This is a genomic window from Streptomyces narbonensis, assembly GCF_014649015.1.
Lineage (GTDB): Bacteria > Actinomycetota > Actinomycetes > Streptomycetales > Streptomycetaceae > Streptomyces > Streptomyces narbonensis.
Genome location: NZ_BMSF01000004.1, coordinates 109032 through 132675, shown reverse-complemented (window position 1 = coordinate 132675; position 23644 = coordinate 109032). Strand labels below are relative to the sequence as shown.

General features: G+C 72.7%; 22 protein-coding genes and 1 pseudogene. 10 read left to right on the top strand and 13 right to left on the bottom strand.

What is annotated here, in order from left to right:
• Positions 1 to 71: 71 nt before the first annotated feature.
• From IE124_RS09050 to IE124_RS09035, 4 genes are read right to left on the bottom strand one after another with little or no spacing between them, the layout of a single operon-like run.
• The gene (locus tag IE124_RS09050; protein ID WP_189506651.1) at positions 72 to 1304 is read right to left on the bottom strand and encodes an ABC transporter permease; all 1233 of its coding nucleotides are present in this window, start codon (positions 1302 to 1304) and stop codon (positions 72 to 74) included.
• The gene (locus IE124_RS09045) at positions 1304 to 2041 is read right to left on the bottom strand and encodes an ABC transporter ATP-binding protein (protein ID WP_189506650.1); all 738 of its coding nucleotides are present in this window, start codon (positions 2039 to 2041) and stop codon (positions 1304 to 1306) included. The genes IE124_RS09050 and IE124_RS09045 overlap by 1 nt, the downstream gene beginning before the upstream one ends.
• Positions 2038 to 3096 (bottom strand): peptidoglycan-binding protein, encoded by a 1059-nt coding sequence (locus tag IE124_RS09040; RefSeq protein ID WP_189506649.1) that lies wholly within the window; start codon positions 3094 to 3096, stop codon positions 2038 to 2040. The genes IE124_RS09045 and IE124_RS09040 overlap by 4 nt, the downstream gene beginning before the upstream one ends.
• Positions 3093 to 3611: a hypothetical protein gene (locus tag IE124_RS09035; protein ID WP_189506648.1), complete on the bottom strand. Its 519-nt coding sequence runs from the start codon at positions 3609 to 3611 to the stop codon at positions 3093 to 3095. The genes IE124_RS09040 and IE124_RS09035 overlap by 4 nt, the downstream gene beginning before the upstream one ends.
• Before the next feature lie 88 nt (positions 3612 to 3699).
• Between IE124_RS09035 and IE124_RS09030 the strand changes: the two genes are divergently transcribed.
• Positions 3700 to 4356, top strand: coding sequence for a response regulator transcription factor (locus IE124_RS09030; protein ID WP_189506647.1), 657 nt, complete (start codon positions 3700 to 3702; stop codon positions 4354 to 4356).
• Between the two features lie 104 nt (positions 4357 to 4460).
• Positions 4461 to 5690, top strand: a complete 1230-nt coding sequence (locus IE124_RS09025; protein WP_189506645.1) for a sensor histidine kinase — start codon at positions 4461 to 4463, stop codon at positions 5688 to 5690.
• A gap of 26 nt (positions 5691 to 5716) precedes the next feature.
• On the opposite strand, the gene IE124_RS09020 is transcribed toward IE124_RS09025, so the two are convergent.
• A complete protein-coding gene (locus IE124_RS09020; RefSeq protein WP_150267386.1) occupies positions 5717 to 6472 on the bottom strand; it encodes an SIS domain-containing protein in 756 nt (251 codons plus the stop codon).
• A 218-nt stretch (positions 6473 to 6690) separates the two neighbouring features.
• Here IE124_RS09020 and IE124_RS09015 point away from each other — a divergent pair, with 218 nt between their 5' ends.
• Positions 6691 to 7380, top strand: coding sequence for an iron-dependent transcriptional repressor DtxR (locus tag IE124_RS09015; protein WP_055642001.1), 690 nt, complete (start codon positions 6691 to 6693; stop codon positions 7378 to 7380).
• Positions 7381 to 7433: 53 nt separating this feature from the next.
• Here the strand turns inward: IE124_RS09015 and IE124_RS09010 are convergent, their stop codons facing one another.
• Positions 7434 to 8201, bottom strand: coding sequence for a hypothetical protein (locus IE124_RS09010; protein WP_189506643.1), 768 nt, complete (start codon positions 8199 to 8201; stop codon positions 7434 to 7436).
• Positions 8202 to 8673: 472 nt separating this feature from the next.
• Here IE124_RS09010 and IE124_RS09005 point away from each other — a divergent pair, with 472 nt between their 5' ends.
• From IE124_RS09005 to IE124_RS08995, 3 genes are all read left to right on the top strand, one after another.
• Positions 8674 to 9642 (top strand): alpha/beta fold hydrolase, encoded by a 969-nt coding sequence (locus IE124_RS09005; protein ID WP_189506641.1) that lies wholly within the window; start codon positions 8674 to 8676, stop codon positions 9640 to 9642.
• Between the two features lie 221 nt (positions 9643 to 9863).
• On the top strand, positions 9864 to 11096 hold the full coding sequence (locus IE124_RS09000) for a peptidase inhibitor family I36 protein (protein ID WP_189506639.1): 1233 nt from the start codon (positions 9864 to 9866) through the stop codon (positions 11094 to 11096).
• 253 nt (positions 11097 to 11349) lie between these two features.
• Positions 11350 to 11805, top strand: a complete 456-nt coding sequence (locus IE124_RS08995; protein ID WP_189506637.1) for a peptidoglycan-binding protein — start codon at positions 11350 to 11352, stop codon at positions 11803 to 11805.
• Between the two features lie 56 nt (positions 11806 to 11861).
• On the opposite strand, the gene IE124_RS08990 is transcribed toward IE124_RS08995, so the two are convergent.
• Complete coding sequence (locus tag IE124_RS08990) at positions 11862 to 13004, bottom strand: helix-turn-helix domain-containing protein (RefSeq protein WP_189506635.1); 1143 nt, start codon at positions 13002 to 13004, stop codon at positions 11862 to 11864.
• A gap of 197 nt (positions 13005 to 13201) precedes the next feature.
• On the opposite strand from IE124_RS08990, the gene IE124_RS08985 reads away from it, so the two are divergent.
• Positions 13202 to 14278 carry a GH25 family lysozyme gene (locus IE124_RS08985; protein WP_189506633.1) on the top strand — a complete coding sequence of 359 codons (1077 nt, stop codon included), beginning with the start codon at positions 13202 to 13204 and terminating at the stop codon, positions 14276 to 14278.
• A 2-nt stretch (positions 14279 to 14280) separates the two neighbouring features.
• Here IE124_RS08985 and IE124_RS34725 read toward each other — a convergent pair whose 3' ends face one another.
• Positions 14281 to 14532: a DUF397 domain-containing protein gene (locus IE124_RS34725; protein ID WP_229832300.1), complete on the bottom strand. Its 252-nt coding sequence runs from the start codon at positions 14530 to 14532 to the stop codon at positions 14281 to 14283.
• A 135-nt stretch (positions 14533 to 14667) separates the two neighbouring features.
• Here IE124_RS34725 and IE124_RS08975 point away from each other — a divergent pair, with 135 nt between their 5' ends.
• The gene (locus tag IE124_RS08975) at positions 14668 to 15660 is read left to right on the top strand and encodes a hypothetical protein (protein WP_229832297.1); all 993 of its coding nucleotides are present in this window, start codon (positions 14668 to 14670) and stop codon (positions 15658 to 15660) included.
• Between the two features lie 33 nt (positions 15661 to 15693).
• On the opposite strand, the pseudogene IE124_RS08970 reads toward IE124_RS08975, so the two are convergent.
• Both IE124_RS08970 and IE124_RS08965 read right to left on the bottom strand, forming a co-directional pair.
• Positions 15694 to 16452: pseudogene (locus IE124_RS08970) on the bottom strand (collagenase); the annotation flags it as partial.
• A 348-nt stretch (positions 16453 to 16800) separates the two neighbouring features.
• On the bottom strand, positions 16801 to 17886 hold the full coding sequence (locus tag IE124_RS08965; RefSeq protein WP_189506628.1) for a serine hydrolase domain-containing protein: 1086 nt from the start codon (positions 17884 to 17886) through the stop codon (positions 16801 to 16803).
• Positions 17887 to 18138: 252 nt separating this feature from the next.
• Here IE124_RS08965 and IE124_RS08960 point away from each other — a divergent pair, with 252 nt between their 5' ends.
• Positions 18139 to 18564, top strand: coding sequence for a hypothetical protein (locus tag IE124_RS08960; RefSeq protein ID WP_189506626.1), 426 nt, complete (start codon positions 18139 to 18141; stop codon positions 18562 to 18564).
• A gap of 34 nt (positions 18565 to 18598) precedes the next feature.
• Here IE124_RS08960 and IE124_RS08955 read toward each other — a convergent pair whose 3' ends face one another.
• From IE124_RS08955 to IE124_RS08945, 3 genes are all read right to left on the bottom strand, one after another.
• On the bottom strand, positions 18599 to 20260 hold the full coding sequence (locus tag IE124_RS08955) for a transporter (protein ID WP_189506624.1): 1662 nt from the start codon (positions 20258 to 20260) through the stop codon (positions 18599 to 18601).
• Positions 20257 to 21177 carry an ABC transporter ATP-binding protein gene (locus IE124_RS08950; RefSeq protein ID WP_189506622.1) on the bottom strand — a complete coding sequence of 307 codons (921 nt, stop codon included), beginning with the start codon at positions 21175 to 21177 and terminating at the stop codon, positions 20257 to 20259. The genes IE124_RS08955 and IE124_RS08950 overlap by 4 nt, the downstream gene beginning before the upstream one ends.
• 74 nt (positions 21178 to 21251) lie before the next feature.
• The gene (locus tag IE124_RS08945) at positions 21252 to 21935 is read right to left on the bottom strand and encodes a bifunctional DNA primase/polymerase (protein ID WP_189506620.1); all 684 of its coding nucleotides are present in this window, start codon (positions 21933 to 21935) and stop codon (positions 21252 to 21254) included.
• A gap of 310 nt (positions 21936 to 22245) precedes the next feature.
• On the opposite strand from IE124_RS08945, the gene IE124_RS08940 reads away from it, so the two are divergent.
• Positions 22246 to 23628, top strand: a complete 1383-nt coding sequence (locus tag IE124_RS08940) for an NsdA family TPR-like regulatory protein (RefSeq protein ID WP_189506618.1) — start codon at positions 22246 to 22248, stop codon at positions 23626 to 23628.
• Positions 23629 to 23644 lie beyond the last annotated feature (16 nt).

The window sequence follows — 23644 nt, the reverse complement described above, 5'->3', positions numbered from 1 at the left end:
CGCCGGGGGAGTGACGGCGGGACGCCCCGCCCGCCGGAGGGGTGACGGCGGGACGCCCCGCCCCGCCCGGCCTACGCCGTCTGCAGCGCCAGCGTCGGAGACAGCCGGGACGCCCGTACGGCCGGATACAGCCCCGCGACCGTGCCGATCACCAGCGTCGCGCCGAAGCCGCCGCCCACCGCCCAGGGCGGCACCACCCACGGAAGTCCGCCGGTGTGCGCGTACACGCCCGTCGCCGCCCCGCCGAGCGCCACGCCCGCCAGGCCGCCGAGGCCGGAGAGCATCAGGGACTCCGTCACGAACTGGATCCTGATCTGCCCCCGCGTCGCGCCGAGGGAGCGGCGCAGCCCGATCTCGTGGCGGCGTTCGAGCACCGAGATGATCATGGTGTTGGCGACGCCGACACCGCCCACGAGCAGGGCGATCCCGCCGAGGCCGAGCAGCAGGGTGGAGAAGGCGCCCTCGGTGGCCGCCTTGGCCTGGAGGGCCGCGGACGGGTCGCCGACCGACACGTTCCGCGGGTTCTCGGGGTCGATCGTCGGGGCGAGCAGCCGCTGGACGGACGGTACGGACGCGTCGGTGGACCGCTCGTACACCGCTGTCGGATGCCCGTCGAAGCCGAGGAGCCGCTGCGCGCCCTCCCAGCCGACCAGCGCCGCCCGCTCGATCTCGGGCGCGAGCGGCAGCGGGTCGAGGATGCCGACGACGGTGAAGTACCGGTCGTCGATCCAGACCTGCCGGCCGGGCTCGGTGATGCCGAGCCGTTCGGCCGCGACGTGGCCCAGCACCACTGCCGGGTAGCGGCCGTTGGCGGCGTTCAGCCAGGTGCCGGCCGCCGTCCCGCCGCGCAGGACGGCGAGCAGCCGTTCCGTGGCGGCCTTGACGGCGATGCCGCCCGTCTCGCCCTCGGGGATCTTCTCGGAGCGCCGGACCGAGCGGTCGAGGTCGGCGGTCGCGCCGACCTCCTCGACGCCGTCGATCCGGCCGACCATGCCCACCGCGTCCTTGGGGAGCTTGATCTCCTCCCCGCTGAACATCGCCTCGCCGGGCTTGGCCACCAGCATGTTCGTGCCGAGCGCGTCGAGCTGCCGCATCAACTGGGCCTGGCTGGAGGCCGATATGCCCACCACGGCGATCATCGTGGCGATCCCGATGGCGATGCCCAGCGCGGAAAGGACCACCCGCGCGGGCCGGCTGCGCAGTCCTGCCGAACCGACGTGGAGGACGTCACGCGGTCCGAGTCGCGCGGCCTTCAGCCCGATGCGCGCACGTCGTGCCCGCCGTACTCCTCTGCTGTGCGTCATCAGGCCGCGGCCTTTCCACGCGTCGTGTCCGCGACGATCCGTCCGTCGCGGATCCGGACCTGGCGCGGCAGCCGGTCGGCGATCTCCGTGTCGTGGGTGATGACCGCGATCGTCGCGCCCTGCTCGTTGAGGGCGTGCAGGAGGTCCATCACCGCCTCGCCGGACGCCGAGTCCAGTGCGCCCGTCGGTTCGTCGGCGAGCAGCAGATCGGGTTCGCCGACCACCGCGCGGGCGATGGCGACGCGCTGCTTCTGCCCGCCGGACAGCTCGTGGGGCCGGTGCTTCATCCGGTCGGCGAGACCGACGCGGGCGAGCGCGTCCGCGGCCAGCGCCCGCCGTCGCGCCCGGGGGAGCCCGGAGTACAGCAGCCCCTCGGCGACGTTCTCCAGCGCGCCGACACCGGGCACCAGGTGGAAGGCCTGGAAGACGAATCCGATGTGGCGCGAGCGCAGGGCGGACAGCCGGCGGTCCGGCAGCGCCGCCACGTCGTGGCCGGCGATCTCCACCGTCCCGGCGCTGGGCCGGTCCAGCGTGCCGACGATGTGCAGGAGCGTGGACTTGCCGGATCCGGACGGGCCGACGATGCCGAGGAGTTCCCCCGCGCCGACGGTGAGGTCGACGCCGTCGAGGGCCCGGACCCCGCCCGCGTACTCCTTGGTGACGCCGGAGAGCCTGACGACGGTGCTCGTCCGCGCACCGGCCTGCGCCGGGAGGTGTGTCCTCTCGCTCGTGCTCATGCGGACGGCACCCCGACCTTCATGCCCTCGCGGAGGCCCTTGCCGCTGATCTCGACCCGGCCCTGGCCGAACATGCCGAGCTCGACCTCGACGTCCCGGGTCCGGCCGTTCTCGACGACCTGGACGCCGAAGCCGCCGCCGGGCAGGGCGAGCAGGGCGTTCACGGGCACGGAGAGGACGTCCCTCCGTGTCTCCCCGGTGAGGTCGACGGTGACCGGGGACTGGTCGACGCCCTTGACCTTCGCCGGTGCGTCGAAGGAGACCGTGATGTCGATCTTCGGGGTCCGGTCCTGCGGCTCGTTGCCCGCGGAGGCGGTCCTGCCCACCGACGACACCTTTCCGGGCGCCGTGGTCCCGTCCGGGAGCTGTACGGAGACCTTGGTGCCGGTCTTGGCGAGGCCGGCGTCCGCGACGGGCAGCTTGAACCGTACGACCCGCTCGGAGCCGGTCACCGTGAGCACCGGCCGTCCGGGCCCCACCTGGTCGCCGGCGGCGGCGCCCGCCTCCTTGACGCGCACCGCGCTGCCGGCGAAGGCGATGGTGTCGGGGCCGAGGCTGCCGGTCCGCTTCAGGCCGTGGGACTTCTGCCAGCGCTTGACGGCGTCGGCCGTGTACGCCGTGTACTCGTCGTCGACGGTGAAGCCGACGTAGCCGAGGGCGGCGAGGTTCTCCTCCAGCTGCCGCACGTCCTTGCCCTTGTCGCCGGTCTTCAGGGTCCGGTACATGGGCTCGGCGCCGTACATGAGGAGGACGGGCCTGCCGTCGACCTCGTACAGCCGCTCGTCGCGCTCGACGGTGGAGCCGGCCGGGGCGATCCGGGTGAGGATCCCGGACGGCCCGGCGTTGAGCTTCCGCTCGCCGAGGTAGCCGAGGGTGCCGTCCTGCTGGGAGCTGTCGCTCAGGTCGCCGCGGGTGATCGGGGCGGTGGCGGGCACACGTCCCTCGTCCGCCACGGCCTTCTGTTCCTCCGGGGCGGCGAGCGCGGTCACCGCCACTCCGGCGCCCGCGACGACGACGATCGCGGCCAGGGCGGCCACGAGCTTGCGCCGGCTCATCGCGACACGCCCGCGCAGGCCTTGTCGGCCTTCTCGAACTTCGCGGCCTCCGCGCCCTGCGGTATCGGCCGGGCCGCGGTCATCCCGCCGCCGCCGAACTCCGGGTCGGGCATGTCGAAGCCGTTCTTCCGCATGCACTGGGCGTACTTGATCATCTTGTCCTTGTCGGCCTGGGTCAGCTCCTTGCCCATGCCGGCCCCGCCCTTGTCCTTGCAGGCCTTGAACGCCTTCTCCATCTTCTCCTTCGACATGCCGTCGCCGCCGATGGTCAGACCGACGCCCTTCTCGCCCGGCTTCGGCTCGGGCACGTCCAGGCCCTGCTCGCGCAGGCACTTGCGGTGTTCCAGGGCCTGATCGGCCTGCTTGGCCTCGTCGCTCACGCTCTCGCCGCCGCCCTTGCCCCCGTCGTCGGCGGTGCACGCGGTGGTGAGGAGGCAGAGGGCGGCGAGGGCGGCGGCGGCAGCCAGCTGGAGGGTGTCGCGGGTCGTGCGTCGGGTGATCGTGTTCGTCGTCATGGGCGGGAGCGTGCGCCCGGGCGGTGTTTCGTTTCCCTCACCGGATCGGTTTACGGAGACGAAAGCCCTGGTCCGGTAGACAGGGGCCATGCGCGTACTGGTGGTGGAGGACGAGGCGTTTCTCGCCGAGATGATCGCCGAGGGGCTGCGCCGCGACGCGCTCGCCGTGGACGTCGCCGGCGACGGCCTGGAGGCCCTGCGGAAGCTCCAGTTCGGGGAGTACGACGTCATGGTCCTCGACCGCGACCTGCCCGGGATGCACGGCGACGACGTCTGCCGGCGGGTCGTCGAGCACCGGCTGATGACCCGGGTCCTGATGCTGACGGCGGCCGGGACGGTACGGGACCGCGTCGAGGGGCTCGGGCTCGGCGCCGACGACTACCTCGCCAAGCCCTTCGCGTACGACGAGCTGCTCGCCCGCGTCCTCGCCCTGGGCCGCCGCGCCCGGCCCGCGCTGCCGCCCGTCCTCGAACGCGCCGGGATCGTCCTGGACACCGCGCGCCGCCAGGCGAGCCGCGACGGGCGGCACCTGCACCTGTCGCGGAAGGAGTTCGCGGTCCTGGAGTCGCTGCTGCGGGCCGAGGGTGCCGTCGTGAGCGGCGAGGACCTGATCGAGCAGGTGTGGGAGGAGCACACCAGCTACCGCACGAACGCGGTACGGGTGACCCTGAGCAAGCTCCGCGCGAAGCTCGGTGAGCCGCCGGTCGTGGAGACGGTGCCCGGCGCGGGCTACCGGATCGCGTGAGGCGGGCCATGAGGACTGCGAGGGCCGGACGGACCGCGGCTGCCGGGCGGAGCGCAGGGGCCAGGCGGTCCGCGCGGACCGTGAGGGCCTGGGCGCGAAGGGGCATGGGCGGCGAACGGGCCCGCCTGACGGCGCTGTACGGCGGACTGCTCCTCCTCGCGGGCGCGCTGCTCACCGGAGTCGTGTACTTCCTGGTGAAGGACGGTCTGTACTCGTCGATCAGCGTGGCCATGACGACGGCCGTGCCCGCGCAGCGCCTCCAGGACCTGCCCGCCGCCACCACGCCCAGCCCGCTGTGGACACCGGCCCTGCCCACGACCGCGGCGCCGCTGCCGCCGGGCGTGACACCGGGCGTGGCGATCACCCGGACGCTGAGCGACGCCGCCGAGAGCGCCGCTCTGGAGCGCCTCCTCACGGTCTCCCTGATCGTCCTCGCCGCGTACGCCGTCCTCTCCGTCGGGCTCGCCTGGTGGATGGCGGGCCGGGTCCTGCGCCCGGTCGCCGTGATCACCGACACGGCCCGCCGGCTGTCCGGGGAGAACCTGCACGAGCGGATCGCCCTGGACGCGCCGGCGGGAGAGCTGAAGCGCCTCGCGGACACCTTCGACGGGATGCTCGGGCGGATGGAGCGGCTGGTGTCGGCGCAGCAGCGGTTCGCCGCGAACGCGGCGCACGAGCTGCGGACCCCGGTCGCCGTGCAGCGGGCTGCGGCCGAGATCGGCCTCGCGGGCGATCCGGGCCCGGAGCGGGTCGCCCGGATCAGGGAGAAGCTGATCGAGGTCGCCGACGCCAGCGAGCGGACCATCGAGGGACTGCTGCTGCTCGCCTCCTGCGACCAGGGGCTGCTGGAGCGGCGCCCGGTGGCGGTGCACGAGGTCGCCGCGGGGGCGGTCGACGCGCTGGCGGCCGAGGCGGCCGAGCGCGGGATCACCGTCTCGCTGGACGCCCGGCCCCTGACCGTGCGCGGCGACGCGGTCCTCCTGGACCGGCTCGCGCACAACCTGGTCGCGAACGCCGTCCGGCACAACGTCCCGGACGGCCGCGTGGAGGTCCGTACGGGCCCGGAAGGCATCGAGGTGACGAACACCGGCCCGGTGGTGCCGCTCGACACCGTGCCCCTGCTCTTCGAGCCCTTCCGCCGCCTGTCCGCGCGCACCCAGGCCCCCGGCGAGGGCGTGGGCCTCGGCCTGTCGATCGTCGAGTCCATCGCCCGCGCCCACGACGCGAAGGCGACGGCGACGGCCAACGCGGAGGGCGGGGGCCTGACGGTCCGGGTGCGCTTCACTTCGTGGCCCGTGGCCCGTGGCCCGTGGCCCGTGGCCCGTGGCCCGTAGCTCCGGAGCCCCGTCGGTGGGTGGATCTAGTGCCGGTAGAAGATCCGGTCGGCGTACTCCGACATCACGCGGCCGTTCCACTCGTGCCCGCCGTCCACGTTCCCCGAGCGCAGCAGCGGCGGCTCGATGCCGCGGCGGACGAGCTCCTCGGCCGCGGCGGCCATCGCGGCCTGCATGAGCGCGCTGGTCACGACGGTCGAGGCGGGCGCGAAGGGCGCCTCGATGCCCTCGTGGGTGAGCTCCGCGTCGCCGACGGCGATCCGGGAGTCGAGGACGATGTCGCAGTGGTCCTTGAGGTACTGCCCCGAGACGTGCCGTGACTTCGTCTCCGTCGCGTACGCCACCGAGGTGACGCCGATGACGGTGAGGCCGAGCGCGCGGGCGTTCATCGCCATCTCGACGGGCAGCGCGTTGCGCCCGGAGAGGGAGATGATGATCAGGACGTCCCCGGCCTTGGCGGGGGAGGAGTCCAGGACGGCCCCGGCGAGGCCGTCGACGCGCTCGAGGGCCGAGCCGAGCGTGGCGGGCATGACGTCCACGCCGACGACGCCGGGGACGGCGAGCAGGTTCATCAGCGCGAGGCCGCCGGCCCGGTAGACGACGTCCTGGGCGGCGAGCGAGGAGTGGCCGGCGCCGAAGGCGAAGAGCCGGTTGCCGTTCGCGACGGCCTCCGCGATGGCCGCACCCGCGGCGGCGATCTCCTCGGAGTCCCCGTCGCGGACCTGCTGGAGCAGGCCGATCGCGGCGTCGAAGAACTGTCCGGCCAGCTTGCTCTCGCCCATGACGGCGGCTCCTTCTCGGCGTGGCTTCGCGTGGTTCTCGCGTGGTTCTCGCGTGGCTCTCGGCGTGCTTCCGGTCGTGCCTCACGCCGAGGCCGCGGATCACGGTGCGGTCTGGACCATTGCTCTGTCAATACCGCCTCACCCCGGTGAGGCCCGGTTGTCGGTGTCATGCGTCAGAATTGGGGCAGGGCCAGCGCACGACTCATCGAGGGGCACGTATGTCCGGACTGATCGACACAACGGAGATGTATCTCCGCACCATCCTCGAGCTTGAGGAGGAAGGTGTGGTCCCCATGCGTGCCCGGATCGCCGAGCGGCTCGACCAGAGCGGCCCCACGGTGAGCCAGACGGTGGCCCGGATGGAGCGCGACGGCCTGGTGGCCGTGGCGAGTGACCGCCATCTGGAGCTGACGGACGAGGGCCGTCGTCTCGCCACCCGCGTCATGCGCAAGCACCGGCTCGCGGAGTGTCTCCTCGTCGACGTGATCGGCCTGGAGTGGGAGCAGGTCCACGCGGAGGCCTGTCGCTGGGAGCACGTGATGAGCGAGGCCGTGGAGCGGCGGGTCCTGGAGCTGCTGCGTCACCCGACGGAGTCGCCGTACGGGAACCCGATCCCGGGCCTTGAGGAGCTCGGCGAGAAGGCGGAGGCCGAGGCGTTCCTGGACGACTCGATGGTCTCCCTCGCCGACCTGGACGCGAGCGGCGGCAAGACGGTGGTCGTGCGCCGGATCGGCGAGCCGATCCAGACGGACGCCCAGCTGATGTACACGCTGCGGAGGGCGGGCGTGCAGCCCGGTTCCGTGGTGTCGGTGACGGAGTCGCCGGGCGGTGTCCTGGTGGGCAGCAGCGGCGAGGCCGCCGAGCTGGACGCGGAGGTCGCGGCGCACGTCTTCGTCGCGAAGCGGTAGGCAGCCGCCTACCGGGCCCGCCGGGGCTCGCGGGTTCCCTTCCGGCCTTCCGGTCAGATGAAGGGGAGAGCGAGCCCCAGCGCGCCGAACACGAGGATCCCGAGGCCGATGACCAGGCTGACGGTGTACTTGAGCACCACCCAGGGGAGCGGCAGCCGGGCGACGTTCGTCCCCGGGGACTCCGGGAGGTAGATGATGTGGGCGGTCTGTCCTGCCCCGCTGCTGTCGCTGAGGTGCTCGTTCCCGTGCGCGTCGGTGTACGCGAAGTACCGCTTCGCCCGTCCGTTGGGGTGGTAGCCCTTGGTGGCGACGACGGTGATGCCGCGCCGGGCGAGCGCGACCCGGTCGAGCGCCTTGCCGATGAGGGCCCCGACGCAGGCCAGGCCGAGGAGTGCGATGGGGACGCTGAAGAAGGCGGCGACGGCGTCGAAGCCTTCGTGGGCGAGGCCGACCCATACGACGTAGCCGATGTAGGCGAGCAGGAAGGCGCTCCCCGCGCTCCACCACACCCAGGACCGGGTGCCCTCGTTGACCTCGGTGGTGACGAGGGTGCTGCCGGCCGGGTCCCGTTCCTCGGGCAGCGCCGCGTTCAGGGCGGCGAGGAAGGCCGCGGTGGCGGTCGCGTTGCCGCCCGGGATCGAGTGGACGGCCTCGTCGGTGAGGCGGACCCTGATGCCCGTCTCGCCGCTCAGGTCCGCCCGCTGGACGACCGCGAGAGGGATCTCGACGCGTACGCGTCCGCTGTCCCGCGTGAGGGTGAGCCGGTCGGGGGTGAGAGCCGCGGTCGAACCGTCCTTGATGAGCACCTGGGAAGAGATCACGCCAGATTGACCCACACGGGCGCGATCCGGTTGCACGGGGGCGGGGTCACGAATCGGTGTCGGAGCGGGCTCGGACGGCTCAACGGCCCGTCGTGCGCCCCGGTTTACGCCGGAATGGCCACGCCCGCCCCCTCGGCGTGCCACGCTGGTACGAGCTGGGCGTGGAAGGGGTGTGAGGTCATGAGGGCCACGGACGGCAGAGGTTCCCGAACAGCAGAGGGCCCCGGCGCCTGCTGGCGCCGGGGCCTGTCCTCCCCTGCGCTGACCTGGAGCCCCGAGCTCTCAAGGTCAGTCCCGTCGGACCGTTTTTCCCCGAGCGGTCCGCCTCCCGTTCAAGATCTCCCCTCGGCAGCGGGAGTCAATCCTTGAGCCCTGTCACTCGAACGAGGGGTGTTGGGTGGCAGAAGCGCATTTTCGAATGCGAGTTCGATACTGTGATGTGGTTCGACGGGAAAGAGGGGGTGCCAGGGAGATGGCGCGACGACTCGACGTCACCGGGGCCGGCGGCGTACGCCTGGCCGCCTGGGACTACACGAAGCTGACCGGCGAAGGCGAGGGCCCGAAGGCCACCCCGCGGCCACCCGCGCCCCGGCCCGCGGACGGCCTCCCGGTCCCCGCCGCCACCAGGGCCGCCGCGGCCGCCACTCCGACGACCACTCCCTCCACTCCCTCCGCCCAGGGCGTCTTACTCCTCCACGGCCTCATGGGCCACGCCGCCCACTGGGCCCCGGCAGTAAGCCGTCTGACCGGCCGTCACCGCGTCATCGCCCTCGACCAGCGCGGCCACGGCCACAGCCAGAAGCCGTCCGCCGGGCCCTTCACCCGCGAGGCGTACGTGGCGGACGCGGCCGCCGTCATCGAGCAGCTGGGCCTCGGCCCCGTCACCCTCGTCGGCCACTCCATGGGCGCCCTCACCGCCTGGCAGCTCGCCGCCGAGCGCCCCGACCTGGTCCGCGCCCTCGTCATCTGCGACATGCGGGCCTCCGCACTCGGCGCCGCCTCGCAGCGCGCGTGGCAGGACTGGTTCCGGGGCTGGCCCGCGCCCTTCCCTTCGCTGGACGCCGTCCGCCGCTGGTTCGGCGACGACGACCCGTGGGTCGAGCGCCCGAACCCGGCCCGGGGCGCCTTCTTCGCCGAGGTGATGGCCGAGCACCCGGACGGCTGGCGCCCGGTCTTCGACCCGGCGCAGATGCTGACCTCCCGCGAGACCTGGGTCCACGACGCCCACTGGGACTCGCTCGCCCAGGTCCGCTGCCCGACGCTCGTCGTCCGCGGCCTCGACGGGGAGCTGGGCCGAGCGGAGGCCCAGGAGATGGTCAGGGTCCTGCCCCACGGGGCGTACGCGGAGATCCCCGACGCGGGCCATCTCCTCCACTACGAGCACCCGGAGGCCTGGGGCGAGGCGGTCGAACCCTTCCTGAACGGGGTGCTGACGCCTTAGAGGGTGCCCGGGGTGCCCGGGGTGCCCGGGGTGCCCGGGGTGCCCGGAAAGTCCCGTCGGGCCCGCGGCGCCTGGCGCGCCCGCCCGTCGGGCCGGCGGCGACCCCGGAGCGGGACATTCCGGATACCGGGGCCCCCGCGGAGAAGCGTGCGGCCCGGCGCGATACGGTCCCCCTCCCGGCGCGTCGAGGACTTCTCCGCGCCACCTCACAAGGGGAAGAATTGCGCATCTCACTGCTGAAGCGCCTGGCCACGGTGGCCACGGCGCTGGGCCTCACCTCGGCCGGTCTCCTGGGCGCGGGCGCCGCCCCGGCGCAGGCCGCCATCAGCGACTGCCCGTCGGGCTACTTCTGTGCCTGGAAGACCGACAACGGCACCGGCACGATGTACAAGACGACCGTGAACACGGCGACGCTGGGGACCTGGGACAACACGTTCCGCTCGGTCGTCAACCGCACGAACAAGTTCGCGTGCCTGTACGACGACCCGAACTACGGCGACAGCGCCGGCGCCGGCGTCATCCCCTCCAGCCCGTCGGGCACCGAGTGGGGCGGCCCCGGCAGCAACTCCGTCAGCTCGCTGAAGTTCGTCCCCACCGAGCGCGAGTGCGTCCTGCCCGCCTACCCCGAGTGGTACTCCACGACCACCTGGAAGCTGTCGGGCTTCGGTGACATGACGGCCGACCTCCAGTCGGACGTCATGGCCCGCGACAAGGCCGGCCGCCTCTGGTTCCTGCCCGGCGACGGCACGGGCAAGCTCGTGGGCGCCGGCGGCTGGAACGCCATGAACGCCATGACGCGGCACGGCGACTTCTCCGGCGACGGCCGCGAGGACGTCATCGCCCGCGAGGCCTCCACCGGCAAGCTGTGGCTCTACCCGAACAGCGGCAGCGCCACCGGCGGCCTCGGCACGCGCAAGCTCATCGGCAGCGGCGGCTGGAACGCCATGGACAAGCTCACCGCCTTCGGTGACCTGACCGCCGACGGCCGCTCGGACCTGCTCGCCGTGGAGAAGACCACCGGCAAGCTGTGGCTGTACCCGGGCACCTCGACGGGCGCCCTCGGCGCGCGCAAGCTCCTCGGCGCGGGCGGCTGGAACGCTATGAACGCCCTGGTCGGCACCGGCGACCTGAACGGCGACGACCGGGCCGACCTGGTCGCCCGCGAGGGCTCGACGGGCAAGCTCTGGTTCTACCCGGGCACCGCCACCGGCACCCTCGGCTCGCGCGTGCTGATCGGCAGCGGCGGCTGGAACGTCATGGCCTCGTTCCTCGCGGTCGGCGACTACGACGGCGACGGCCGCCACGACCTGGCGACGATCACCAACAGCAGCTACTCCTCCCCCGAGTGCTCGGGCGCGGGCTGCCTCGTCCTCTACACGGGCAAGGGCACGGGCGCCTTCAACGCGGGCATCCCGGAGGACGGCAACTGGTGGGGCCTGAACGGCGCCTTCTGATCCGGTGACCCGACACGGACGACGGTGAAGGCCCCCGCCCCACGGGCGGGGGCCTTCACCGTTCCCCTCCGCCCCGCCCCCGCCCCCGCCCGCGTCCCATCCCCGTCCCGGCGGGCGGGGCATCCGCCCAGCTCACGCGGCCGGGACCGTCCCGCCGTCCCAGGAGGCCGGTGTTAGTTGCGGCGGCTCGGGACGCCCTGCCAGCGTCGTCCCCGTTCGACACCGGCAACGTCACCGAATGAAGGGAAAGCACATGCGACCGAGCGTTCTGACGAGGGCCTTCGTCAGTGCCACCGCAGTCGTCGGCCTGGCGGCGGGAACCCTCGCCACCGCGGGCACCGGCTTCGCGGCATCTCCGCCGGCGGCCCAGCAGGCGGTGGGCGCCGAGGCCTTCGGCACGCTGGCGACGAACAACTTCGGCCTGAGCACCACGCAGGCCAAGAACGTGCAGCGCTGGCTGGCCCAGTACTGGGACTACAACGGCAGCATCGACGGTCTCCTCGGCACCAACAGCTGGAAGGCCTACCAGCGCTGCCTGAAGCAGTACTGGGGCTACACCGGCGCGATCGACGGAGACCCCGGTCCCAACACGATCAAGGCGCTCCAGCGGCAGCTGAAGGCGACCAGCGGCTACACCGGTGAGATCGACGGCGAGGCCGGGCCGGCGACGCGGGCCGCGTTCGCGCGGTTCGCCAACGCCCACGCCTGATCCGTACGCACCCGCCTCACCTCTCTACGGGGGAGGTGAGGCGGGCGCGCTCGTCCTCAGCGGGACGCGGACGCCGACGGGGCGGCCGGGGTCTTCTTCAGGGCCCGCTCGCAGTGCGGCCAGTCGCCGAAGTCGCGCTCGCGGCTCCACAGCTTCCGGGCGGCCTGGATGTTCCATTCGGGCTCCAGCGCCCGTGCGGGCGTACCGCCCAGCTCGGCCAGGCGGGCGTCGGAGATCTGGAACAGCCCCCAGTTCCTGCTGCCGTTGGTGTTCGGCAGGATGTGCAGGGGGTCGAGGAAGGACTGGCAGTCGGCGATCGCCACCGCGTCGTCCGGGACCTCCGTGAACACCTCGCGGACCCGCCGGCGCACCTTCTCGGGCGACCAGGTCTCCATGCGGACCTCCGACTCGTGGAGGGCCTTCTTCGTCGGGTCGCCGACGACACCGTTCGGTACGAGCCCCGCGAGGACCTGGAACGCCGTCACCCGGCGCAGGGTCTCCGGTCCGAAGGAGCCGTCGACGCCGATGCGGGCGCCGTGGTCGCGCAGCCGCTCCTGCACGTCCCGCACGCACCCGTCGTTCTGCCCCATGCTGATCACGGGCCCGCAGGCCTCCGAGAACAGCAGCCGCCCGTCGGGCGCGGTGTCGTCGGCGGGGAAGGCGAGGACGGAGACGCCCCAGGCCGCGAGGGCGAGGACGAGCCCGGTGACGGCGAGGGCGACGCCGAGCCCCCGCCAGGACCGTCGCTCCGTCGCGGGGTGGACGACCCCGGGAGCCGGCTCCGGATCCACTGCTCCGACGACGGGCGTGACGCCGGGTGGGACGGCGGGTGTCACGACGCGCTCGACGGCTCCGCTCGCCTCAGGCGCCTCAGTGGCCTCAGCAGGTTCCGCAGGCACGGCGGATTCTGGAGGCTCGGGCGCTTCGGCCGGCTCCGCCGCCTCGGCCCGTTCGGCGTCGGCCAGGGCCCAGAGCCGGTGCAGCTCACGCAGCTCGGCGGGGGTGGCTCCGCAGACGACGGCGATGCGGTGAGCGGGGCCGTAGTCCTGCGGTACGGAGGAGCCGGTGCAGTAGCGGTGCACGCTGGAACGGCTCGTGCCGGTCTTCTGGGCGAGGGTCTCGTAGCTGTAGTCGGCTCTCTGGCGTAACTCGCGCAGCCGGGACGCGAACCGCTCGGCCGCCGTGAATCGTTTCAACATGAACTCCTGACGAGAGCACCCCCGGCCGTCGGCCCAGTGACGTCCCAGGGTTCGGCGTAGTCCTCGGTCCGGGGCGCCCCGCCGCCCCGACGTCCCAATGTGCCAGAACTGGACTGGGGAGTCCCGTAGTTGAGGCCGGACCGCATGTCGTCGGGAAACGCTCGGCACTCACATCACACAAGTCACGGGAGGCAAGGATGGAACGAAGGAATCTCCGAGGGCTACTGGCTCTCACCGGGGCGTCGCTCGCGCTGCTGCTCGCGTCGACGACGGCGTCGACGGCGACGGCCGATGCGGCCGGACGCGCCGCCCGGGGAGGACCGGTGGCCGCCGTGTGCGGTCACTCCGACGCGCGCCCGACCCTGCGACGCGGCGCGAGCGGCGCCGAGGTCCAGGAGGCCCAGTGCCTGCTGAACCTGACGATGGAGCCCGGCCACCACCCGCCCCTCGTGGTCGACGGCGACTTCGGCGGAGGGACGGAGAGCAGGGTCGCCCAGTTCCAGTCGTGCGCCGGTCTGGCCAAGGACGGGATCGTCGGCCCGAACACCTGGGCCGCACTGGCCGACTGGTCCGCCCGGGGCACGTACTGCGAACCGCCCCGCCCGGCGGGCTACGCCGTCGACGGCGTGGACACCTCCGTGTACCAGCACCCCGGAGGCGCGGCGATCGACTGGAGCGGCCTTCGCGCGGAAGGCGTCGAGTTCGCGACGGTCAAGGCCACGAGGGGCCTCAACGTCACGGACCCCTACCTCGCCACCGACCTGGAAGCGGCCCGGCGGGCGGGCCTCGCGGTTGCCCCGTACCACTTCTACACCGCGGCGACAGCGCCGACCGGACCCGCACAGGCGGACCGTTTCATCGCCGCCGTACGCGCCACCGGCTACACCGGCCACCGCCCCGGAGACCTGCCGCCCGTCCTGGACCTGGAGCGCATGGACGACGGCACCGGCCGCTGCCCGGTCCACGGCTCGGTGGCCGACGTGACGGCATGGCTGAACAAGGTGGAGACCGCGTTCGGCCGGAAGCCGGTGATCTACACCCAGAAGTCGTTCCTGGACGACTGCATGGGCTCGACGACGGCCTTCGCCGGATACGGCCTCCAGCTCGCGGACTACCGCCGGTCGATCACCCGGCCGCCGCTGCCGGCGGGCTCGGCGAGCTGGCTGATGTGGCAGTACACGGAGTCCGCGCTCTTCGACGCGATCAGGGCTCCGGTGAACGCGGACGTCTTCAACGGCACCCGGGCCGACCTGGACCGCCTCGCGAACCGCTGAGGTCAGCCGATCCGCGCCACGAAGGCGGCCCAGGCGTCGGGCGAGAGCTCCAAGGACGGGATGTCGACGTCCTTGGAGTCCCGGACGTGGATGGAGTGGGCGGAGGGGACGAGCGCGCTGGGCGGGAGCGGCAGGAGTGAGTCGTGCGTCGGGATCCAGGCGCTGCACGGGTTGACCTGGCCGTTGGGCTGACGGTCGGGGTCGGCGCTCGAAGATCCGTTCGTGGAGGCGGAGTTGTTGCATTGGACCGTCAATTGTGCGCTACGGTAACCCTGTTATCACGCTCCGTAAATGGAGCGGTCCCCGGCGGTGCGCCAACACCGTCCGAGGACCTTCACGCCCAGTGGAAAGCAGGTCCACCAGAAATGCTTCGGCATGTTATCGCGCCTGTGCGCAGTTACACCAAGGCCGCGAACGACATCGTGCGCCATCGGCGGATGGACAGTGACGCGAAGATCCTGCTCCTCCTCGTTCAGGGGCTGCCCGAGTCCGCGTGCGAAGGGGCCCTCAGTCAGGTCGCGGAGGCCGAGCTGGGCTGGAACTCCCGGAAGTACCGGAAGGCGAAGAAGGATCTGACCGAGAGCGGCTTCCTGCACGAGTGGAAGTGGCAGGACGGGCGCGGGCGCTGGGTCACCCAGCAGCTCCTGTCGAACGTCACCCTCACGCGTGACGAGGCGAGCAGCGCTCGGAAGGGGAATCCCCCCGAGTCGCCGAGTGGGCAGACCCCGACCGTCGGTTCTTCAGGGGGCCGGAAAACCGGAAGTCATTTACCGGTAGACGAAGACTGTGAGAAGAACACTCCCCACCCACCCCCCGAAGCGCGGGCGGAGCGCGAACCGAGCCGGGACCCGAGCCCGGAACCGGGCCCAGCTCCCGAGGCGGCCCCCGAGGCCGACGCCACCCCATCCGACGACGACCCGGAACTCTTCGAGGCCGAGCGCCTGTTGCTCTCGCTCCGCCACTCCCACAAGGACCTGCTGCTCGGGGTCCGGGAGGCGCGGGGGCTGGCCGATCAGGCGGCGGAATGGCTCCGTCGCGGCGTCTCGGCCGCCGATCTGCGCCGTGCCCTGACGGCGTACCTGCCGAGCAACGGCGTTCGATCGGCGGTCGGCTTCCTGCGGCACCGCCTGACGGAGAAGATGCCGGTACCGGACGCCCCACCCAAGCCGCCGACTCGCCCGGCGCTGGTCGCCTGCGAGAGCCCGGACGCCTCGCACGTCTTCCGGCCGGTGGCCGGCGAGACCTGGTGCGGCCCCTGCCGCAGGGACGCGGCCTGGGAAGAGCACGAGCAGAGCCACGGCCTGCCTCGGAGCCGCCCTGACGACAAGCCGGTCCCCTGGCGGGAACGCTTCGACCGGTACGTCGAGGGCGCCGTCACCTAGAGGTGTCGTGGTGTCCGGGTGTGCGGGTCAGGAGCCCGCCGCCACGGTCGTCAGCCAGGCGTTCCAGTCGCTCTCGTAGTCCAGCGAGGTGAGGTGGGAGCGCGCCGCGGCCCAGTTTCCGGTGCGGTAGTGGCCGAGCACGGTGGTGACGTCGTCCGGGTGTCTCTCGATCATGTAGCGGACGGCGAGGTAGCCCCAGCTGTAGGTGCGGGTGGCGTCGCTGTTGGCGTAGGTGGTGTCGAAGAGCGTGCGCAGGGGGTAGGTGTGCTTGCCGGCCTCGGCTATCGCGTTGGTGTAGCTGACGCCGCGGTAGGAATACGATATGTACTCCGCGAGGCCCTCGCCCCACCACACGGTCGGGGTGGTCTGGCCGGCGTTGAAGTCGCCGTACAGGTCGAAGCGGCCGTCGAGGTAGTGGGCGTACTCGTGGTTGAGGTTCCAGATCTGCCAGCCCGGACTCACGTCGGTGCGCTCGTAGCAGATGAACCGCGGCTGGTTGCCCGCCGTGGCGGGGTCTCCCTCCAGGTACATGCCGCCGTTGTTGGTGTCGATGCCGTAGATCTTCCGCGCGTAGGCCTTGTAGTCGGCGCTTGAATTGAAGACGTCGACCTCCAGGGTGGTGTTGTAGTCGTTCGCGACCGGCCCCGAGTCCTTCACCACGCCGTGGAAGAAGGCGTCCTGGTTGGCCAGGCTCTCGCAGGTCGCCGTCAGTTGGGCAGCCGTCATCTCCTGTGCCCGGATTCTCAGGGACGGGCTACACGTGTGGACGATCGGCAGGATGCGGGACTCCAGCCCGCCGCCCCCGCCGGGAGCGCCCTTGGTGTTGCCGTGGGCCGGGCGCTGCCCTGGGTCCGTGACGGCATGGTCCGGCTTGGGCCCGGGCGGGGCGGCTTGGGCGGCTTGTGCGGTCTGGAGCGGGGTGGCCGCGATGGCCGTGATCAGCAGAGCGGTGACGAGGGCACGCAAGATTCACTCCCAGAGACTGGAACAGATGTCCCACCCGTGACGGGCTGGCAGTAAAATGGCACACGTCACATTGCTTGGCAATGGATCGCGCGAAGGCCGGTACCGGCGTCATGCCGAACCTGGCGCGCAACGGCGTTAGGTCGGCGGCCCAGGGCTCCGCGCCGGCGGCGGCCGCTACTTCGCGAGTGCCGCCCCGACCACCTCCACGACCCGGTCGCGTTGCGCCTCGGGGGTGGCCGTGGCGTCGGGGCGCAGGGTGTAGGTGACGCGGCGGTGTGGGTCGGTGGTCGCGAACACGCCGCTGGTCCAGCCGCCGCTGGAGCCGGTCTTGCCCCAGACCCGGGTGCCGTCCAGGTCGATGCCCATCAGTCCGCCGGCGCTGAAGCAGGCCGTGTCCTTGGGGCAGCTGGTGTTCCCGGCGGCACCCGGCACCGCGGGGATCTCGAAGAGGTGCCGCTGCTGGGCCGGCGGGAGCAGTCGCCCGCCCATGAGGGCGCGGAGGAATCTGTCGAGGTCGGCCGCGGTGGACGTCAGCCCGCCCTCCGCCCAGGACCAGGCGATGGCCGGCTCCTGGGAGAGCGCGGTGTCGCGCAGGGCGAGCGGGCGCAGGACGCGTCGGTCGAGCTCGTCGGCGTAGGTGCGGCCCGTGAGGCGTTCCGCGAGCAGCCCGGCGACGAAGCTGTTGAGCCCGTTGTACTGCTGGACGGTGCCGGGCGCCGGGACGCGGGCCGCCGTATCCGCCTCGAAGGAGGCGGTCACCACGCCGCGCGGGGCGAGCGGGACCTTGGCGGGGCGGGGGAAGTCGCTGGTGTGGTCGAGGATCTGGCGGACCGTCACCGCGGAGTAGGCGGCCGGGATCAGCTCGGGCAGGTGGCGGCGCACGGGCTCGTCGATGCCGATCCGGCCCTCGGCGACGAGCTGGAGGAGCACGGCGTCGGTGAACACCTTGGTCACGCTCCCCACCGGGAACCGCGCGTCCGACGCCACCGGCCCGGCCGCCCCGGTGTACGAGCCGCGTACGCCCCGGCCGGTCACCCGCACCAGGGCCGCGTCCGTCACGTCGTCGGGCAGGGTGGCGAGCAACGCCCGTACGGCGTCGCTGGAGTGGCGCGCCACCGGGGCCGCCGATGCGGCCGGCGCGGCCGTCGCCGCGGGGGCGGCGCCGAGCCCGGCGGTGACGGCCGTCAACGCGAGGCCGGTGACGGCGAAACGGCGAAGGGCGCGGGGACGGGAACGGCGGGAGTGGGGGAGAGCGGTCATCGGTGGCTCCTGGGGACGGTGCGGCGGGTTCGGCTGTCTCGGCGGGGTCGACTCGTTCGACTGGTTCAACCATCGCTTCCGCGCTGCCCGTTGCTCATCGGTGATCACCCGGACGCGCCCCCGATCGCACCCTGACTCCCCCTCAGGGGCGGACGTGGGGGGCGGCCCCGGTCAGAGGTGAGGCATGGGCGGCAGCGCACTCCCGACCACCCCTATACACCACGTGTATACACGGTGCGTATAGTCGGCTCCATGGCCCCGCCCCCGCGCACCGCGACCGCCCCCCGTCTCCTCAAGGCGCTGATCGTCTCCCTGATCGCCGTCGCGGCGGCGCATCTCGTGCTCTCCGACACCCTGAGGCTGTCGTTCAGCAGCCAGGCCGCCTCGACGCTGGGCGCCGCGCCCGGCTACTCGGCGGACCAGGCGTTCACGAATGCGCTGATCAACACGTTCCTGGCGATGCCGTTCGTCCTGTGGGCGGGGATGCGGATCAGCGGGGAGCGGCGGGTCGGCCCGATGGTGCTGGTCGGCACCGTCGCCTGGGTCGTCGCCCTGGGGAACGGCATCGACCTCATCGACGACGCCCCCGGGACACTCCTGCCCCTCCGCTCCCTCGTCCTCGTTGTCGGTCTCACCGCGCTCGCGTCCCTGGTGCGGCGCCGGTCACCCGCCTCCTGACGGGTGACCGGTGACCGGCGGCCGGCCCGAGGGGTCACCCCTTGCTGACCGCCGTCAGGATCTCCGGCAGCCGCCGCGCCGTGCGCGGGGCCGCCAGCTTCAGGCCCGCCTGGACGAGCAGCGCGCCGTACACGACGCCGGCCGGGAGGACGATCCACAGCAGGGACTGCTGGTCGGAGAGGTGCAGATAGACCGTCGCGCCGATGAGCGGGGCGCACAGCAGCATGGATCCGATCATGCCGCCGAGGATCGACATCCAGGCCAGACCGCCCTGCCCCGGCACCACGTTCTTGTAGCCGCTGTCCTGCGGGATCGAGTACGGGAAGACCGCCGAGGCCACCGCGCCCGAACCCAGCAGCGCGCCCAGCAGGCCGAACGACAGGCCGAGCGCCTCCGGGAGGGCCGACCAGTCGCCGAGGACGGCGGCCGTCGCGACCGTCACCAGCGCGGTGAACGGCAGGGTCACGGACAGCAGCGCCAGGGCCCGCGCCCGGAGTTCGGCATACGCGTCGGCCGTCGTCGAGATGGTCTGCGCGACCATCCAGAACGCCGAGGTGTCCTGGCCGAACTGGTTGTACATCTGGACGCCGAGCATGCCCGAGGCGAAACACGCCCAGTAGATCGAGCCCGTGCCCTGGAAGGCGTTGAACAGCGGCACGATCAGGCCCATGGCCAGCGAGGTCACCCACGCGGCCTTCGTCTTGGGGTCGCGCCAGATGTACCGCAGGGTCCGTTCCATGGTCGCGCCCGTGCGCCCGACCGGCAGCATCCGGCCGAGCAGCCCCGTACCGCCGGACTTCTCGCGGACGCCCTTGTCGGAGGACGCGCCGATCGTGGAGCCGTCCGGCTCGACCATCAGCTTCACCAGGCTCCGCTGCCACCAGTACACGAGCGCCACGAGCGTCGCCGCCGTGAGCAGCAGCCGGGCCGCCGCCACGGCGTAGTCGCCGGTACTCGCCGCGTCCACGGCGCCGATCGCGGCGGCGGGCGGCAGCCAGCCGACGACCGCGGCCGCCGGTTCGAGCGGGCCCAGGCCGCCGGCCTGACCGAGGCGCTGGGCGCCGAAGTTGACCAGCTGCATGCCGACCGCGATCACCAGACCGCTGAGCAGCGCCAGGTCCCGGCCCTTGCGGGAGGTCAGGAGCCGGATGTTGGCCGCGACCACCGCCCGGGACAGCGCCACGCACACGACCGTCACGAGCGGGACGGCGAGGACGGCGACGACCGTCCCGGCCGCGCCGTGCGCGACCGACACGGCCGCGCCGAACGCCAGGCACAGCGTGAGGACCGGCCCGATGCCCACCAGGGACGCCACGAGCAGGGCGCGGACCAGTGGCCGCGGCCGCAGCGGCAGCATCACGAGCCGTGACGGGTCGAGCGTCTCGTCCCCGGTCGGCACGAACAGCGGCATGACGGCCCAGGAGAGCGCCACGACCCCCGTGAGCAGGACCGCGATCGTGTCGGCGTCCGCGCTGCCCCGCAGCAGGACGGAGGACAGCACCATGGCCGCGGCGAAGAGGACGCCGAGGACGATCGAGGCGATGTACGCGGCGGTCCGCCCGCCCGACTGCCGCAGCCCGTTCTTCAGCAGCGACAGCTTGAGCCGGACGAAGACCGAAGTGAGGGACGGTACGGGGGAGGGCGGGGTCGAGGAGGGCGAGGCGGAGGGGGAAAGGGCCGTGGCGTTCGTGCTCATCGCTGTGTCCCGCCCGAAGCGCCCGAAGCACCTGCGGAGCCCGAAGCGCCCGAAGTGCCGGCGGAGCCCGCCCCGCCGCCCAGCCAGTCCAGGGACTCCCCGGCCGTCTCGCGCCCGCTCGCCCCGACCAGTTCCAGGAACGCCGCCTGGAGCGAGGGCCGGTCGCCGCGGACCTCGGCGAGCGTGCCCTGCGCGCGGATCCGGCCCGCGGCCATCACGGCGACCCAGTCGCAGAGCGACTCGACCAGCTCCATGACGTGACTGGAGAAGACGACGGTCGCGCCGGACTGGGTGTACCGCTCCAGGACCCCGCGGATGGTCTGCGCGGAGACCGGGTCGACGCCCTCGAACGGCTCGTCGAGGAAGAGCACTTCGGGGTTGTGGAGGAGCGCGGCGGCGAGACCGATCTTCTTCCGCATGCCGGTCGAGTAGTCGACGACCAGCTTGTTCTGCGAGCCGGTCAGGTCGAGGACGTCGAGGAGCTGTGACGCCCGCTTGTCGACCTCGGCGCCCGGCAGCCCCCGCAGCCGCCCGCTGTAGGCGAGGAGTTCACGGCCGGAGAGCCGCTCGAAGAGCCGCAGACCCTCCGGCAGGATGCCGATCCGGGCCTTGACCTGGGCGACCGACTCGGGGTCCGCCCAGACGTCGTGGCCGGCGACCAGGATCCGCCCCTGGTCGGGCCGGAGCAGGCCGGTGATCATGGAGAGGGTGGTGGTCTTGCCGGCCCCGTTGGGCCCGACGAGCCCGATGAACTTCCCCGCCGGCAGGACGAGATCGATCCCGTTCACCGCGATCTGCTGGCCGAAACGCTTCCACAGCCCCTCGACACGCACCGCGGGCACCGCACCGGAACCCGGTGTGGTGCCCGCAGTGGCGCCCGCCTTTTCGAAAACTCCGTCAAATGCCTGGTCAGGCATGGTCCGTCAACCCTTCGGTTGTCCCCGTGTACAAGGGCACCACCATACGGGTGAGTCCTGACCCGGCCCAGGGATCACTGCGCCCGGGAGCGCGCCTCCGCCGCTTCCCGGCCACACGCGTACGCGAGGGGGCTGATCAGCTCCTCCGCGTCGGGGAGCCAGCGGTTCGCCGGGGTGGGCCGCCGCGCCCACTGCACCGCGCCGACGCCGCCGATCCGGGTCGGCGGGGCAGCGACGTAGTGGCCCTCGCCGCGCGTGGCGAGATCGATCGCCCCCGGGACCCAGCCCAGCTTGCGGACGAGGTCGGGCACCTTGGTCGCGGCGCCCGGCAGGACGAAGAAGAACATCCTGCGGTCCGGCGTGCAGGTCACCGGGCCGAGCGTCAGGTCCATGCGCTCCATGCGGGCGAGCGCGAGGAAACCGGCCGACTCCGACACCTCGATCGCGTCGAACGTCCGGCCCGTCGGCAACAGGATCGACGCCTTCGGCGTCTTCGACCACATGCGCCGTGCCCCGACGCCGCTCCCGGTGGCCTGGGTCGACCAGTCGGGCTTGACCGCGTGCGCGCCGGGGACGGCGCACTCCGCGCCGCAGGAGCAGCGCTCCCTGCCCTCGACGGCCTCAAGCCAGGTCCCGGGGAACACGTCCCAGTGCCGCTCTTCCGCGTACCGCACGGCGTTGTCCAGCAGTTGCTCGCCTCGCTGCTGGGGGATCTGTGCGGCTTCCGTGACTCCGATGGTCTCTTCCACGGTGAGCACAACTGCCCCCGTCACCTGGGGTTACGGGCGCGGGGGAGAGCGGTGTGACGCATCGATCCTGCATACGGGGCGCACAGGTGCACCGGCGGGGGCGCGCGGGGGCCGGGAGAGCGGGGGTGGGTACGCACCAGTGGGGGCGCCGGCGGCAGCGTCGCGGCCGGCGTGTCCGGTGCCGATCGTGCGGCACGTGCGAGGCCGGACTGTCCGGTTTCGCGTGTTCACATCGGCATTGACCGGATATCCACCGGGCATTGATCACTTCTCGCGATCACTGCACCGGTGATCATCGTTCGGCCTCAGGGGGTAATTCATGGCAGCCAGGCCACTCGTCGCGCGTCAGCCGAACGAACGGCTCCAGGCGCTCATCCAGGAGGCGGTCTGCTCACACGCCGGCCTCGCCCGCAGGGTCAACATGGTCGGCGCGGAGCGCGGCCTCGACCTGCGGTACGACAAGACGTCGGTGGCGCGGTGGCTGCGCGGGCAGCAGCCGCGCGGCCGGGCGCCGGGCATCATCGCGGAGGCCCTGGGGCGCAAGCTGGGCCGGACGGTCACCATCGACGAGGTCGGGATGGCGAACGGCCGGAACCTCGCCGCGGGCGTGGGGCTCCAGTTCGCGCCGACGGTCCTCGGGGCGATCGAGCAGGCCTGCGAGCTGTGGCGCAGCGACGTGGGCAGACGGGACTTCCTGACGGGTTCCACGGTCGCGGCCTCCGCGCTCGTCGAGCCGAGCAGGGACTGGCTGATCACCGGGCCGGACACGCACGTGGCGCGGCTCGCGGGCGCGCGCGTCGGGGTCGCGGACGTCGCGGCGGTGCGGGAGATGACGAGCGCGCTGGTCGACCTCGACCGGCGGTTCGGCAGCGGTCATGTGCGGCCGGTGGTGGTGCACTACCTCAACAGCGTGGTGTCGGGGATGCTTTCGGGCTCCTACCGGGAGGCCGTGGGCCGGCAGCTGTTCGCGGCGGCGGCGCGGCTGACCGAGCTCGCCGGGTACATGGCGGTGGACACGGGCGAACCGGGGCTCGCGCAGCGTTACTACATCCAGGCCCTGCGGCTCGCGCAGGCGGCCGGGGACCGGGGCTACGGCGGCTACGTCCTGGCCGCGTCGATGAGCCACCTCGCCGCGCAGCTCGGGAACCCCAGGGAGATCGCCCAGTTGGCGCGGGCGGCGCAGGAGGGGGCGCGGGGCAAGGTGCCGCCGAGGGCGGAGGCGATGTTCCTCGCGGCCGAGGCGCGCGGGCACGCGCTGATGGGGGACGAGAGCTCCTTCGAGACGGCGGCGGGCCGTGCGGTGCGGGCGCTGGAGCGGGCCGATCCGGAGACGGGCGACGACCCGGTGTGGATCGCGCACTTCGACCACGCCTACCTCGCGGACGAACTGGCGCACTGCTACCGGGACCTGGGGCAGGCGGAGGCGGCGGCGCGGGCGGCGCGGGAGTCGATCGCGGGGCATCCGGAGACACGGGCGCGGCGCCGGGCGATCGGGCTGGCCCTGCTGGCCTCGGCGCAGGTGCAGCAGCGGGAGGTGGAGCAGGCCTGCCGGACGGGGACGCGGGCGCTCGAACTCCTGGGCACGCTGCGGTCGTCGCGGGGCGCCGAATACCTGGACGACCTGAGGGACAGCCTGGAGCCGTTCGCGGGAGAGGCGGTGGTGCGGGAGTTCACCGCGCGGATGGACCTGTCGGCGGCCTAGGGCCTGTCCGACAGGT

Excerpts from the sequence above, each read along its gene's own strand:
- IE124_RS09050 (WP_189506651.1), bottom strand. The coding sequence starts at position 1,304 with ATGACGCACAGCAGAGGAGTACGGCGGGCACGACGTGCGCGCATCGGG.
- IE124_RS09045 (WP_189506650.1), bottom strand. The coding sequence starts at position 2,041 with ATGAGCACGAGCGAGAGGACACACCTCCCGGCGCAGGCCGGTGCGCGG.
- IE124_RS09040 (WP_189506649.1), bottom strand. The coding sequence starts at position 3,096 with ATGAGCCGGCGCAAGCTCGTGGCCGCCCTGGCCGCGATCGTCGTCGTC.
- IE124_RS09035 (WP_189506648.1), bottom strand. The coding sequence starts at position 3,611 with ATGACGACGAACACGATCACCCGACGCACGACCCGCGACACCCTCCAG.
- IE124_RS09030 (WP_189506647.1), top strand. The coding sequence starts at position 3,700 with ATGCGCGTACTGGTGGTGGAGGACGAGGCGTTTCTCGCCGAGATGATC.
- IE124_RS09025 (WP_189506645.1), top strand. The coding sequence starts at position 4,461 with ATGGGCGGCGAACGGGCCCGCCTGACGGCGCTGTACGGCGGACTGCTC.
- IE124_RS09020 (WP_150267386.1), bottom strand. The coding sequence starts at position 6,472 with ATGGGCGAGAGCAAGCTGGCCGGACAGTTCTTCGACGCCGCGATCGGC.
- IE124_RS09015 (WP_055642001.1), top strand. The coding sequence starts at position 6,691 with ATGTCCGGACTGATCGACACAACGGAGATGTATCTCCGCACCATCCTC.
- IE124_RS09005 (WP_189506641.1), top strand. The coding sequence starts at position 8,674 with ATGGCGCGACGACTCGACGTCACCGGGGCCGGCGGCGTACGCCTGGCC.
- IE124_RS08995 (WP_189506637.1), top strand. The coding sequence starts at position 11,350 with ATGCGACCGAGCGTTCTGACGAGGGCCTTCGTCAGTGCCACCGCAGTC.
- IE124_RS08990 (WP_189506635.1), bottom strand. The coding sequence starts at position 13,004 with ATGTTGAAACGATTCACGGCGGCCGAGCGGTTCGCGTCCCGGCTGCGC.
- IE124_RS08985 (WP_189506633.1), top strand. The coding sequence starts at position 13,202 with ATGGAACGAAGGAATCTCCGAGGGCTACTGGCTCTCACCGGGGCGTCG.
- IE124_RS08965 (WP_189506628.1), bottom strand. The coding sequence starts at position 17,886 with ATGACCGCTCTCCCCCACTCCCGCCGTTCCCGTCCCCGCGCCCTTCGC.
- IE124_RS08960 (WP_189506626.1), top strand. The coding sequence starts at position 18,139 with ATGGCCCCGCCCCCGCGCACCGCGACCGCCCCCCGTCTCCTCAAGGCG.
- IE124_RS08955 (WP_189506624.1), bottom strand. The coding sequence starts at position 20,260 with ATGAGCACGAACGCCACGGCCCTTTCCCCCTCCGCCTCGCCCTCCTCG.
- IE124_RS08950 (WP_189506622.1), bottom strand. The coding sequence starts at position 21,177 with ATGCCTGACCAGGCATTTGACGGAGTTTTCGAAAAGGCGGGCGCCACT.
- IE124_RS08940 (WP_189506618.1), top strand. The coding sequence starts at position 22,246 with ATGGCAGCCAGGCCACTCGTCGCGCGTCAGCCGAACGAACGGCTCCAG.